Source organism: Streptomyces sp. NPDC002577 (assembly GCF_053594815.1).
Genome location: NZ_JBSFWK010000008.1, coordinates 26,501 through 38,477 on the forward strand (window position 1 = coordinate 26,501; position 11,977 = coordinate 38,477).

At 68.7% G+C, this 11,977-nt stretch carries 15 protein-coding genes and 1 pseudogene; 8 read left to right on the forward strand and 8 right to left on the reverse strand.

Going from position 1 to position 11,977, the window contains the following annotated elements; all coding sequences use genetic code 11:
- Window positions 1-3: 3 nt before the first annotated feature.
- On the reverse strand, window positions 4-882 hold the full coding sequence (locus tag ACWD4J_RS13790) for an alpha/beta fold hydrolase (RefSeq protein ID WP_451395558.1): 879 nt from the start codon (window positions 880-882) through the stop codon (window positions 4-6).
- Between the two features lie 231 nt (window positions 883-1,113).
- Between ACWD4J_RS13790 and ACWD4J_RS13795 the strand changes: the two genes are divergently transcribed.
- Window positions 1,114-1,509, forward strand: a complete 396-nt coding sequence (locus ACWD4J_RS13795) for a VOC family protein (protein WP_451395559.1) — start codon at window positions 1,114-1,116, stop codon at window positions 1,507-1,509.
- Between the two features lie 87 nt (window positions 1,510-1,596).
- Complete coding sequence (locus ACWD4J_RS13800) at window positions 1,597-2,127, forward strand: GNAT family N-acetyltransferase (protein ID WP_451395560.1); 531 nt, start codon at window positions 1,597-1,599, stop codon at window positions 2,125-2,127.
- Between the two features lie 359 nt (window positions 2,128-2,486).
- Here ACWD4J_RS13800 and ACWD4J_RS13805 read toward each other — a convergent pair whose 3' ends face one another.
- A complete protein-coding gene (locus ACWD4J_RS13805; RefSeq protein ID WP_451395561.1) occupies window positions 2,487-3,368 on the reverse strand; it encodes a Gfo/Idh/MocA family protein in 882 nt (293 codons plus the stop codon).
- Window positions 3,369-3,555: 187 nt separating this feature from the next.
- On the opposite strand from ACWD4J_RS13805, the pseudogene ACWD4J_RS13810 reads away from it, so the two are divergent.
- Window positions 3,556-4,431: pseudogene (locus tag ACWD4J_RS13810) on the forward strand (IS5 family transposase).
- Between the two features lie 21 nt (window positions 4,432-4,452).
- Here the strand turns inward: ACWD4J_RS13810 and ACWD4J_RS13815 are convergent.
- The 3 genes from ACWD4J_RS13815 to ACWD4J_RS13825 all read right to left on the reverse strand — a co-directional run bounded on the left by ACWD4J_RS13815 (window position 4,453) and on the right by ACWD4J_RS13825 (window position 6,606).
- Window positions 4,453-4,908 carry a VOC family protein gene (locus ACWD4J_RS13815; protein WP_451395562.1) on the reverse strand — a complete coding sequence of 152 codons (456 nt, stop codon included), beginning with the start codon at window positions 4,906-4,908 and terminating at the stop codon, window positions 4,453-4,455.
- A 52-nt stretch (window positions 4,909-4,960) separates the two neighbouring features.
- Window positions 4,961-5,686 carry a GTP cyclohydrolase II gene (locus tag ACWD4J_RS13820; protein WP_451395563.1) on the reverse strand — a complete coding sequence of 242 codons (726 nt, stop codon included), beginning with the start codon at window positions 5,684-5,686 and terminating at the stop codon, window positions 4,961-4,963.
- 266 nt (window positions 5,687-5,952) lie between these two features.
- A complete protein-coding gene (locus ACWD4J_RS13825) occupies window positions 5,953-6,606 on the reverse strand; it encodes an FMN-dependent NADH-azoreductase (RefSeq protein WP_451395564.1) in 654 nt (217 codons plus the stop codon).
- Window positions 6,607-6,756: 150 nt separating this feature from the next.
- Between ACWD4J_RS13825 and ACWD4J_RS13830 the strand changes: the two genes are divergently transcribed.
- Window positions 6,757-7,146: a winged helix-turn-helix transcriptional regulator gene (locus ACWD4J_RS13830; RefSeq protein WP_451395565.1), complete on the forward strand. Its 390-nt coding sequence runs from the start codon at window positions 6,757-6,759 to the stop codon at window positions 7,144-7,146.
- 110 nt (window positions 7,147-7,256) lie between these two features.
- On the opposite strand, the gene ACWD4J_RS13835 is transcribed toward ACWD4J_RS13830, so the two are convergent.
- Window positions 7,257-7,838, reverse strand: coding sequence for an O-methyltransferase (locus tag ACWD4J_RS13835; RefSeq protein WP_451395566.1), 582 nt, complete (start codon window positions 7,836-7,838; stop codon window positions 7,257-7,259).
- Window positions 7,839-8,044: 206 nt separating this feature from the next.
- Window positions 8,045-8,671 (reverse strand): maleylpyruvate isomerase N-terminal domain-containing protein, encoded by a 627-nt coding sequence (locus tag ACWD4J_RS13840; protein WP_451395567.1) that lies wholly within the window; start codon window positions 8,669-8,671, stop codon window positions 8,045-8,047.
- Between the two features lie 176 nt (window positions 8,672-8,847).
- Here ACWD4J_RS13840 and ACWD4J_RS13845 point away from each other — a divergent pair, with 176 nt between their 5' ends.
- The 4 genes from ACWD4J_RS13845 to ACWD4J_RS13860 all read left to right on the forward strand — a co-directional run bounded on the left by ACWD4J_RS13845 (window position 8,848) and on the right by ACWD4J_RS13860 (window position 10,936).
- Window positions 8,848-9,321, forward strand: coding sequence for a GNAT family N-acetyltransferase (locus ACWD4J_RS13845; RefSeq protein WP_451395757.1), 474 nt, complete (start codon window positions 8,848-8,850; stop codon window positions 9,319-9,321).
- Window positions 9,322-9,585: 264 nt separating this feature from the next.
- Complete coding sequence (locus tag ACWD4J_RS13850) at window positions 9,586-10,236, forward strand: class I SAM-dependent methyltransferase (protein WP_451395568.1); 651 nt, start codon at window positions 9,586-9,588, stop codon at window positions 10,234-10,236.
- A gap of 101 nt (window positions 10,237-10,337) precedes the next feature.
- Window positions 10,338-10,574 (forward strand): DUF3224 domain-containing protein, encoded by a 237-nt coding sequence (locus tag ACWD4J_RS13855; protein ID WP_451395569.1) that lies wholly within the window; start codon window positions 10,338-10,340, stop codon window positions 10,572-10,574.
- A complete protein-coding gene (locus ACWD4J_RS13860; protein ID WP_451395570.1) occupies window positions 10,571-10,936 on the forward strand; it encodes an ester cyclase in 366 nt (121 codons plus the stop codon). Before ACWD4J_RS13855 ends, ACWD4J_RS13860 begins: the two co-directional genes overlap by 4 nt.
- 387 nt (window positions 10,937-11,323) lie before the next feature.
- Here ACWD4J_RS13860 and ACWD4J_RS13865 read toward each other — a convergent pair whose 3' ends face one another.
- On the reverse strand, window positions 11,324-11,917 hold the full coding sequence (locus ACWD4J_RS13865; RefSeq protein WP_451395571.1) for a TetR/AcrR family transcriptional regulator: 594 nt from the start codon (window positions 11,915-11,917) through the stop codon (window positions 11,324-11,326).
- Between the last annotated feature and the right edge of the window lie 60 nt (window positions 11,918-11,977).

Here is an 11,977-nt window from a genome sequence, read left to right on the forward strand (position 1 = left end):
CCTTCACACACCGCGACGGGCTCGCTCCGCGTCCAGGAACAGGCTGACCGCCGCGACGAACCGCTCGGGCTCCTCGACCCACGGCCGGTGCCCGGATTCCGCGAAGATCTCCAGCCGGCTGTCGTGGTGGCAGTCGGCCACCGCCCGCGCCGGAGCCGTCCCGATCAAGCCGTCGGCCGCACCGGCCAGTACCAGGACGGGAGTTCGCGCGGCAGTCAGCCGGGCGACCCGCTCAGCGAGTGTCTGCTGGTCGGCCGATCCGGCGTAGAAGGCATCGCGCAGCCATGGGAGCCCGGTTGCGTGCTCGGGGCGGTACTCGGCTTGCCGCTCCTGCGTCCAGCGGTACCAGAAGAAGGGCAGGAGCCGCCGATGCAGGGCCGCGAGTTCGGCACCCGACCAACCGCCCTTCGCCAACAGGCGGTCCGCTTCCGCGGCATCGGCGTACCACGGCTCGGCTGAGCGCGAGGCACGGATCGCGGCCAGCTCGGCCTCGTCGGGCTCGCGACTCGCCCGGCCGACCGGCGCGACCAGAACGGCCCGTCGCACCCGCCCCGGAAACGATGCCAGGTACTCCTGCGCGGTCAGACAGCCCGCCGAATGAGCGAGAACGTCGAACCGCGCCAGCCCCAGGTGGAGACGGAGCGCCTCCAGGTCCCGGGCCTGCTCGACGAAGGAGACGGTCCCTCGGTCGGCGGGAACCTCGGACCGGCCCGCGGCCCGGGCGTCCACCAGAACCAGCCGGCGCTGCCGGTCCAGCCCCCCGAGCTTGCCCAGATAGCGGAGATCCGTCCCCGGCCCACCAGGAAGAACGACCAACGGCTCACCCTCACCGGTCAGTTCGTACCAGATCCCACAGTCGTCGTACGACGAGAAACTAGGCATGCCCGCCACCCTCCCACGCCAGGGCCCTTGCCGTCACCAGTGGTCCAGACCTTGGTCCAGACCACTTATCTGACGGCGATCAGCGGGTGGTCGTGCGGACCACCGCCGGTTCGCCGTGACTAGTGCGTGACTCGCTTCCGCAATGAGGACAGGATCTGACCTGATCCGCCCCTACGGTTTCCACATCGGCCGGGATGCGGTATCCGCGGCGGAAGAGAGAAGGGAACCTCCATGCTGCGAGGCCTCGCCACCGTCGGTTTCTGGGCCGCTGATCTGGCAGCGGCGACGAACTGGTACACCGAACTGCTGGGGGTGGGGCCATACTTCGAGCGGCCGGGATACGCCGAGTTTCGTTTCGGCGACTACCAGCACGAGCTGGGCCTGATCGACAGCCGTTACGCGCCCGCCGGCTCGGGGGCCGAACCAGGCGGTGCTGTCGTGTACTGGCATGTCGACGATGTGAGCGCGACTCTCGAAAGGCTGCTGTCCCTCGGGGCGAAGGAGTACCAGCCACTCACGGACCGCGGCGCGGGGTTCGTCACCGCCGCCGTGACGGATCCCTTCGGGAACATCCTGGGTTTCATGCAGAACCCGCACTACCTCGACGTGCTGGGCACGCGCCAGTAACAACGAGGGTGCGGCGAGGGGGCTCTGTTCGGGCCGTGTCATGCCAGGACCGCACAAGTAGGTGAGTTGAGCACCTAAGCTTCCGCTGTGAACGACACCACACATGGGATACGGATCAGACCAGGCAGCCTGGCCGACGCACCGGCGATTCTGGACATGCTCGACTCCGCGGTGGTCTGGATGAACGATCGCGGCAACACCGAGCAGTGGGGCACGACGCCCTATTCGCAGACGCCCGGCGGGGTGGCGCGGGTCGAGCGGTACACGACCCAGAACGCCCCGTACATCGCCGAGTTGGACGGAACGCCTGTCGGAGCCGTGGTGCTGGACTCCGGGCCCAGCCCGCAGATGCCGATCGCACCGGCCGACGAACCCGAACGGTACGTACGGTTGCTGGTCTCCGACCGACGGCACGCCGGTCTGGGCATCGGGGCGGCACTGCTGGCCCATGCCGCCGAGGAGACCCGGCGGGCCGGCGTGGAACTGCTGCGGGTCGACTGCTGGGCCGGCGGCGGGGGCGAACTGGTCGCGTTCTACGAGCGCAACGGCTTCACCCCCACCGACCCTTTCCTGTCCGGGAACTGGCCGGGACAGGTGCTGGCCCGGCGAGTCGGCTGACGGCGCGGGCAGACAGACGGACGATTCTGCGCGGTTCCGCATCGGTCGGCGGTGCCGTCGGCGTCGTACGGCGGCACCGCCGACTGGCACGTCGACTGGCACATCGATCTCGCCGGGCTCGCCGATGAGCGGCTACCCGAGCGCCGAGCTTTTGCTTCGCGGGATACGAGCCGCCGAGACCCGCGAAGCGGCAAGCGCTGACCGCGTTTCTGAGCGCGGCCGCGGTCCTGTGCGCCGAGCGTGCGGCGGGCGCGGGCCGCACGTCACCGTCCGTCGGCCGCGCCCGCCCCTGAGCGCCGCGGCCTGCAGTTTTCCCGCGCGTTCCGTGTACCTGCGGCTGCTGTCAGCCGTGCTTCAGTTCAGCCACTGCTCAGCTGTGCTTCGGCCGCAGCGAGTATCTCCGTCACTCGCAGTCCGAACGCGGCGTCGCACGGGTGCGGTCGGCCGGTGCGGGCCGCGGCGAGGAGTGCGTCGGCGGCTCGCATGAGAGCCTGGACCGGCCCTTCGGAGGCCTCGGGCAGGGTGGTCACACCCGCCTTGCCGCGCAGTTCGACAGCGACTCCGGCCGCCTCGGGCGGGGCGGTGAGGCTGAGGGTCAGGGTGCTCGACGCTCCGCTGACGTGTTCGAGGACGAGATGGACGGTGTCCTTCGGGCCGTGCGCGGTGGCCGCCACCTGCTCGACGTCCCCGAGAAGCGGCAGGAGAAGGGACAGGGCGTGCGGGCCGACGTCCCAAAGGGCTCCCTTCTCGCGTCGCCATGGCGACGCCGCGAAGGCGCTGTCGCTGGTGAACACCGAGCCCAGCCACTCCGCGCGTGCGGTGAACCAGCCGTCCACAGAGGCCTGTTCGGTGACCCACTCGTCTGTCGCGGCCTGGAAGCGGGTGGTGAAGAAGACGACCGAGGCGACGTCGGCCTGTGTGGCCGCGTCGACGACGGCTCGCCCGTCGTCGACGCTCGTGGCGAGGGGTTTGTCGAGCAGCAGATGGCAGCCCGCCCGCGCGGCGCGCACGGCGAGTTGGGCCTGCACGGAGGGAGGCAGGGCGACGGCGACCGCGTCCACCTCGGCGAACAGGACGTCGAGGTCCTCGTACGCGCGGGTACCGTAGCGGTCGGCCAGCGCCTTCGCCGCTTCCGCGCGCCTGCCCCACACCCCCACGAAGTCCAGCTCACGGTGCCCGCTCAGCGCGGGGGCATACGCGATCTCAGCCCACGGTCCTGTACCGAGCAGTCCTATCCGCATGCCGCCGCCTCTCTTCGTCCCGGTTTGCTCCGAGCCCATCTGGCGACCGATGCCGGTCGTCCAGCCGCCAGTGTGCCGTGAGCCTTTCACGCCTGCCCCGGTGGCGCGCAACCACTCATCGTGTCCAGGGGCCCGGTGCTCGGGTGTGTATCGAAAGTGGATCTTGAGTGATGAATGATCGTGGTTCATGGCGCGGGGAGATCTCACGGATGCACAGCGGGTGGTGTTGGAGCCGTTGTTGCCCAAGGGAGCGAAGGTGGGACGGCCGCCCATCTGGCCCCGGCGGCAGCTGATCGACGGCATACGGTACCGGGTTCGGACAGGAGTTCCTTGGCGGGATGTGCCCGTCGAGTAGGGTCCGTGGGGCCGGATCTACGATCTGTTCCGCCGATGGCAACGAGACGGCATCTGGCACCGGGTCCTCACCCGACTTCAGTCCCAGGCCGACGCGAAGGGCGGGATCATGTGGGACCTGAGCGTCGATTCCACAGTGTGTCGCGCCCATCAGCATGCGGCAGGGGCCAGGAAGCAGGGGGACCTGCAGAAGGAACCACCGGGCGGAGTGCTGGCCGAGCCCCGTGATCACGGGCTGGGACGCTCACGTGGCGGGTTCACCACCAAGCTGCACGTGGCTGTCGAGCAGGGCCAAAAGCCCATGTCGATCGTGGTGACGGCAGGGCAGCGCGGCGACTCGCCGCAATTCGAGCCCTTGCTGGAGAACGTCCGCGTACCCCGGATCGGATCGGGCCGGCCACGCGTCCGCCCCGATCGAGTACGCACCGATCGGGCGTACTCCTTCCGCAAGAACCGCGCCCACCTGCGCCGCCGTGGAATCCGCTGCACCATCCCATACAAGGCTGACCAGGCCCGCAACCGCAGGAAGCTCGGCTCCCGTGGCGGCCGACCGCCGCGTTTCGATGCGGTGGATTACCGCGAGCGCCATGCGGTCGAGTGCGGGATCAACCGACTTAAAAGGCACAGGGCAGTCGCCACGAGGTACGACAAGCTCGCCGTCCGCTACGAGGCGACGGTGCTGGTCGCAGCCGTGAACGAGTGGCTGTGACCAGCACCGTCGCAACGGCCCTCAGACGACGTCGAATTCGTTGCCCTCGGGGTCCTGCATGGCGGCGGCGTGGAGCCCCATGTCCGGCTCATCCTTGATCCGCAGCACGGTGGCACCAGCTTTGACCAGCCGTTCCACCGTAGCCTTGACCCGCTGTGTGCGGACGTCCAGTGGGACGTCACGGCCCCCACCGACCTTCAGGTCGAAGTGCCACCGGTTCTTGGCGACCTTCGGCTCCGGAACCTGCTGGAACCACACCCTCGGTCCACGTCCCGCGGGATCGATGATGGACTCCGGAATATCCCCGGCACCGGCCGGCAACTCTGCCTCGGGCACCCCCGCCGCCGCCCAGTAAGCACGCCACGTGGCGTGCCCGCCAGGCGGAGGCTCAGGCACGTAGCCCAGAGCCTCGGCCCAGAAAGCCACCATTCTCTGCGGATCGGAGCAGTCGATCGTCAGCTGCACTGTCATCTCCATGCTCGGAGCATCCCAGGCAGGTCTGACAGACGATCCACTTTCGCAACAGGCCCTAGCAGGCCAGGCACGGTGCGCCGGCCCTGGGGCCCGGGCCTGTGGCCGCGCCGGCGATGCTGGTCACCGCCGCCAGATCAGAGGTGTCGGCGAGGTCTGCGGCGGCGGGCAGGTCGATGGTGTGGCCGGTGTGGTGGGCCTTGGCGTGCAGGTAGCGCAGGTTGCCGGCGGTCGCGAAGACGCCGGTGGGGTGGGTCCGGTCGACGCTCAGGCCCAGGGCGCGCAACTGGCTTGCCTTGTCGGGGTTGTTGGTCAGCAGGTCCAGTTCGGTGATGCCGAGGGTGCTCAGCATCTGGGCGGCCGCCGTGTAGTCGCGGGCGTCTTCCGGCAGTCCCAGGGCGGTGTTGGCCTCGTAGGTGTCCAGGCCCGTGTCCTGCAGGGCGTAGGCGTCGAGCTTGTTGTAGAGGCCGATGCCACGTCCCTCCTGGCGCAGGTAGAGCAGGACGCCGCCGGTGTCGGCGATGCGCTGGACGGCCTCGCGCAGTTGGGGGCCGCAGTCGCAGCGGGTGGAGCCGAACACGTCGCCGGTCAGGCACTCGGAGTGCAGTCGCACCAGGGGGGTCGCGGCCTCGAGGGGGTCGCCGAGGATCAGGGCGACGTGCTCCGCGCGGTCGGCCAGGCCGTGGAAGGTGACCGCTCGGGCGGTGACGGAGTAGCCGTCGGCGAAGCGGAGGGGGATGCGGACCTGGGTGCGCACCGAGGCGGCGGGCAGGCTGGTGGACATGTCGGCTCCAGGGGGTCGGGCCAGGTAACTTGAAGTTTCAAGCTTGCTCGATGGTCCCGACCATAGCCGACCGGTTTGAATTTGAACAACGCCGGGCGTGGTGGCGTGGATCACCCGAGACGGCTCGAGGAGGAAGGGGTCCGGGCCTGGCAGCCCCTCGTCCGGCCGGGAGAGGGCTTTGCGGCGTGAGAGGAGCCGGCGCGGAAATCGCCGGGCGAGTGCCGGGTCTCCGGCACTCGCCCGGCGACCCGGCGTCGTGCGTCGCGTCAGGCAGCGGCCTTCAGTGCGGCCGCCTTGCCCTTGATGGCGGCGTCCTCGTGCGCCTTGGCCTTCGAGGCGTCGGCGAGCGGGATCAGCTCGGCCATGGCGGGGTTGGAGTGGGCCAGGGTGAGCTCAGGGACGATGAAGTCGACCTCCATGCCGAGCATGTCGCCGAGAATCGCCTGCAGGTAGTTCTGTACGTACTCGAAGCCCTCGCGCGGGGTGCCGGGAGCGTAGGAACCGCCACGGCTGGCAACGACGTAGACCGGGGTGCCCTTGATCGGCGACTCCTCGACTCCGGCGGTGCGACCCATGAGGATCACCTGGTCGAGCCAGGTCTTCAAGGTGGACGGAATCGTGAAGTTGAACATCGGGGCGCCGATCAGCACGGCGTCCGCGCTCTCCAGCTGCTCGATCAGCTCAAGCTGCCGGGCGTGGGCCGCCGCCTGCTCGGGGGTGCGGCTGGCGGGGTCGGTGAAACCGGCGGACGTGGTGAGGGCGTCCAGGTGCGGCACCGGGTCGGTGGCCAGGTCCCGGTAGATCACGGTGCCGTCGGGGTGCTGTTCCTCCCATGCCTGACGGAAGGCCGCGGTGACCGACCGGGAGGTGGAGGCGGACTCGGGGAAGAGCGACGAGTCCAGGTGCAGCAGCGTTGCCATGGGAGATCTCCAAAGAGCCGGGAACGGCATGAGCGGTCGGGAACGGCAGGAGCAGTACGGAGCAAAGGGCTGCCGTTCCGTGTGTACCTATTGATAGCACAGCTGCTTACTTTTTCTCACCCACGACCGGAGCTGCAGTACACTCCAGGCATGGAGGAAGCCGCCCCTGAGCCCTGCAAGACGGTTGACGGCGCGTTCACGCGCGTCTTCGTGCTGCTCGGAAAGCGCTGGACCGGCCTCATCGTGGCCGTGCTCATGGAGCGCCCGGTGCACTTCGCCGACCTGCGCCGCGCGATCCCGGGTATCAGTGAGCGCATGCTCTCGGACCGCTTGACCGAGCTGGGGGCGGCGGGGCTGGTACTGCGCGAGGTGGACGAGGGCCCGCCGCTGCGTGTCTCGTACCGGCTGACCGACGCCGGCGCAGCCCTGCAGCCGGCACTCATGGAGCTGCGGGGCTGGGCGGAGCAGCATCTTCCGGAGGCACAGGGCGTCTCGCTGCCGTGCCCCGGCGGGGCCACCGTCGCGCCTGAGGTGTACTGAGAACCCCTTTCGGCGAGTGCCTGCGTCAGCTGGTGACGCCAGGATGCCGAGAAATTGCTCTAAGACGCCGGCCGCACGGCCGGGGGTGTCGTCGTGGCCGCTCCTTGCCGTCAGGTGGTGGAGCGCACCGCCATCAGTAGTCCGCTTGCCCAGCCGAGGCGGACGCATCGGAAGTCCTGTCGTTCGTCCAGGTCGGCCAGGAGGCGTGTGACGGAGGCGTGGTGGTTGTCGGGCCAGCCGGGCTGGGGGAAGAGGTCATCGATCAGGTAGGTCCCTCCGGGAGCCACCAGTTCCAACGCCCGGTCGAGGTGCGTGAACTTGCCTGGCCAGGTGTCCGCGAAGACGAGGTCGAAGGGCTCGCCGTCGTAGTCCTCCAGCCACGTGCCGCCGTCCCCGGACACGAAGGTCGCCCGCGGGTCGGCACCCAGCTGCTCTTGCGCGATGGCCTGGACAGCGGGGTCGAGTTCGACGGTGATCAGGCAGGAGGCAGGGTCCATGCCGCTGAGGAGCCAGGCGGTGCCCTCGCCTGCTCCCGTGCCGAGTTCGAGGATCCGGCCCGCGGGCCGGGCGGCGGCGAGTGCTGCAAGGAGGCTTCCTGTGCGCTCCTCGCAGGACATGGTGAATCCCGCGGCGCGTGCTTTGGCGCGCAGCGTGGGCAGAGTGGTCGGGAGGCGGCTCGGCGTGTCATCCATTCGGAGATGATGCGAGGATCGTCTCCTTGCGGGCAAGGCTGATTATTCTTGCCGCGGTGATCGAAGTCGGCTGATCGACTTCTCAGTTGTGGCCCTGGAACGCCTGGGCGGCCGTGACCAGGGTGACAAGCGCGCTCATGTCTTCCACGGCACTGTCATGGTGGCCACGACCCGACTCTGGCTCCGCCCGTGATCCGCGGACAGGCCTAAAAAGCGGCGATCGGAGCGGTGGCGCGTTCGCGGCGGGCCAAGGTGCGCATCACCGGAAGCACGCCGTGACGAGTGACGGCGATGCGGGTGAGGCAGCTGATGACCGCGTCGGTGGCCTCGGCGGGCACCGATGGCGTGGGCGCCTCCAGGCTGACGGCCAGGTCGTCGATGTGGACTACGAGTTCCACGAGCCGGGTGAGCAGACACTGGTCGAGGGGCAGTACGTGGGCGAACACGCCGACAGGCCGGTCGAGCGGCATCGACGGCAGCTGCGATGCGAGCCTGGCGCGAGCGGCGTCGAACTCCTCGGCCAGGGCGGCAGCTCCACCGGCCGCCTCCTGTTCGCCCACCTCGCGGATCCGACGCGGCACGGCATCCTTCAGTTGCGGCGCCGCGTCGGCACCGGACAGGAAGTACGCGACAGCATCGATGGGCGTACCGCCCGGCTGTGGCAGCTCGGCCAGCCAACGCTCGACGTTGAAGACCGCTCGGGCAAGATGCCCGGCCAGACCGCTGACCCGGAACTCGGCCAGCGCGCTCGGCTGCTCCCAGCGTTCGGCCAGCACCGGCAAACGCAGCAGCCGGGATGCGACCTCAGCTGTGTCGAGAAATGCGAAGATCACACAGGGAGGCTAGCGGCCGGCCTGCTGCGCTGCCATCCGTTGTCCGAGATCGCCGCGGAGCCTCCATCTGGCTACGCGCATGATCCGCCGGAGAGAACGGCTGGGATACTGCGGCCATGCATGCCGGAGTGATGGGGAACGGGGCGCGATCGGACGTGGCGGTGTCTGCACGGAACATGTCGGCGCAGGGTGGGAGCTGGGTACTGCGTTCCGCGGTGCAAGCGGACATCGAGGTGCTCGCGGAATTGCGTGCCACGGTGATGCGTGCGGATCTCGAACGCCTTGGGCGCTACGACGAGCACCGGGTGCGGCAGCGGCTGCGGGATACCTTCTCCCCGCAGCACACATCGGTCATCATGATCGACGGTGAACTCGCAGGATGCGTCACGGTCCGGCCCGTCGAGGACAGACAGTTGCTGGAGCACTTCTGCCTTGCTCCGCACCGACAGGGCCAAGGGTTGGGATCCGCTGTCTTGCGCACGGTGCTGGAGCGGACGGACGCGCAGGGCATGGCCGTGGGTTTGAACGTCCTGCAGGGCAGTGCTGCTCGTCGGCTCTACGAGCGCCACGGATTCGTCGTGGAATCCCAGGACCCGATCGACGTCTTCATGGTGCGCCCGCCGGGGGCGAGTACCACTGCGACAGCCTGACTTGCCACGGCGGGACAGCGCGACGGCCTCGGTCCGGTCCGCGGGGCTGTCTTCCATGGCCGGGACGCGGCAGCGGCCGCACGGGTTCGACGTGCTGCGCGGCGGCGGGAGGCGGGTGCCGGACCGAAGTGCGTTGTTACCGCCTCCGCAGAACAACGTAGGCCCCCACGCGCCGCAGCGCCTCGCAGAGCAGGAACGGGTGGCGGAGGCTTTTCCGATGGGTCCGTCGTCAGCGCACTAGGGGAGGCCCTAGTGTCCTCGCTTGTGACTGAACCTTCCTCGTACCTTGCCGCGACAGCGGATGCCTACGATGCCGTGGCCGTCCTCTACGCCGAATTGGTCCGCAATGAGTTTGACGCTCTTCCGCTGGATCGCGCGATGCTCGCTGCGTTCGCCGAGGTCACGCGGGCCACCAATGCCGGGCCCGTCGCGGAGCTGGGATGCGGCCCGGGACGTGTGACCGCGTACCTCCGGGACCTCGGGCTGGACGTCTTCGGCATCGACCTGTCGCCGGTGATGATCGATCTCGCCCGCGAGACATACCCAGACCTGCGGTTCGAGGTCGGTTCCATGGCCGCCCTGGACTTGGCCGACGGCAAGCTGCACGGCATCGTGTCCTGGTATTCGGTCATTCACACCCCACCGCAGGACATGCCTTCGTATTTCGCCGAGTTCCGGCGGGTGCTCGCGCCTGGCAGTCACCTGTTGCTCGGCTTCTTCGAGTCCGAGGGTGAGCCGGTTGCGGCGTTCGACCACAAGGTGACGACGGCCTACCGGTGGCCGATCGACGAGCTCGCGGGGCTGGCCGGCGAAGCTGGATTCATCGAAGTCGGCCGGATGCTGCGTGAGCCGCGTGAAGGGGAGCGGTTCCGCCGGGGCCATCTGCTGATGCGCAAGGGCGAGCAACTCAGGTGATCGTCTGCCCGTGAAGGGTTGTCGGGCAGTCACGGGCGGAGCCGAAGCTTTCTCCGCCTTGGAGAGCGAGTGGTGTCAGACCGCACCGATACGGTCGCCTCATGAGAGCTACAGGAGCGTTCACGGTCAAAGGATCGCTGCACGGTCGGTCCGGCGCCTTCAACTTCATGCACTCGGCGACGACTTCCGGCAGCGACCGCACGGCGGAGTTCTTCACCATCGTGCCCACGAGCGGCACGGCAGAGCCGGCCCGGATCTCCGGTGCCGGAGGAATGGCGGTCGACGCTGATGGAACGCATCGGATCTGGTTCGACTACGAGTTGGATGTGACTGCATGACAGACGACGTGAATGAGGCAAGGGTAGTCGCCCTGCGCATGTATGAGGCTTTCAATGGGCGGGACCTGGCTGCCCTGGCGACGGTTCTCGCACCGGACTTCGTGAGCCACCCACTGAGAACGACCGGTATCGAGGCCGTCGTGAATGCCTGGTCCAAGATGTTCGCGGCCTATCCCGACATCCAGGTCTCCGTCGAGGACATGCTCGTGGACCGCGACCGGGTCGCTGTCCGCTCCGTGCTGAGTGGGACTTCGGGCTTTGCGCCGGAGAGGGGGGAGCCTGGACCCACCATGATGGAGATCTTCAGAGTTCAGCAGGGCCGGATCGCCGAGCTGTGGGGGCTGTCCAGTCTCGGCCGGTAACACGCCTCGCCGGTGACAACAGGGCCCTGGGCCCGCCCTCCTCTGAGCCCGACCCCAGCCGTCACACCACAAGCGTGCGAAGGGCTGTGCGCCGAGCGCGACCAGCTCCTTCGTGCAGTGCAGGCGCACGCCGAGCAGGACCAGGATGTGGCAGGCCGAACGGCGACGGCTCCTTCCGGAGCGGCGGACGCAGCATCTGTTGCTCGCCGCCCCGGTCGCGGATCCGGTTGAGCAGGGGGAAGGCGCGAGGCGCGGCGGCGCCTGACCGCTGCTCAGCTCGGGCCGGGCGTAGGCGGCGACGCGTGGGTCGGCGAGCGGTTCACGCCCGGACTTGGGGGCGGCCTCTGGAACTTCGCCGACTTCCAGAGTGAGCGCTGCGCATGCCTCTCACCTGTCGGCGGAGGCCCCCTCGTAACGCTGGAGGAACTGCTCCACGAACTCGAGGGCCTCCGCGTGCCGGGTCGTCATGCCCATCGTGTTCTCCATCATGAGGATCCGGCCGAGAGCGTTCGTCAGCATGAGCAGAACGGCCGGGGACACCTCGGGCGGCAGCTCCACGCCCGTCTCCGTGAGACGGCGGGTGAGCGCCTCCAGTTGTGCCTCGCGGTAGCGCTCGGCGCGGACGGTGAGTTCGGCGCGGATCGACTTGCGGTGATTGGCCAGTGCTGTGAACTCCGTGGTCAGCGCGTTGCCCGGGTGACTGTTGAGCTGCCATAGAGCGCGCAGTGGCTGCGGGCCGTCCAGCAGGCGGACCTGCCGCTCCAGCTCCTCGTCACCGCGCCGCCGCAGCACGGCGAGGAACAGATCGTCGAGCGTGCGGAAGTAGTACAGCACCAGCGCCGGTGCCACCTCGGCCTCACGGGCCACACGGCGGATGCCGACGGAGGCGTAACCCTCCTTGAGCATCAGCCGCTCGGTGACGTCGAGCAGGACCTGGCGGGTCTTGGAGTTCTCGGTGCCCATACGGCGAGGCGCAGTCATGCCCCTCATTGTCGTTGACGTCGTCCTTGACGGTGCCGGGGCGCGATGTTAAACAAATGT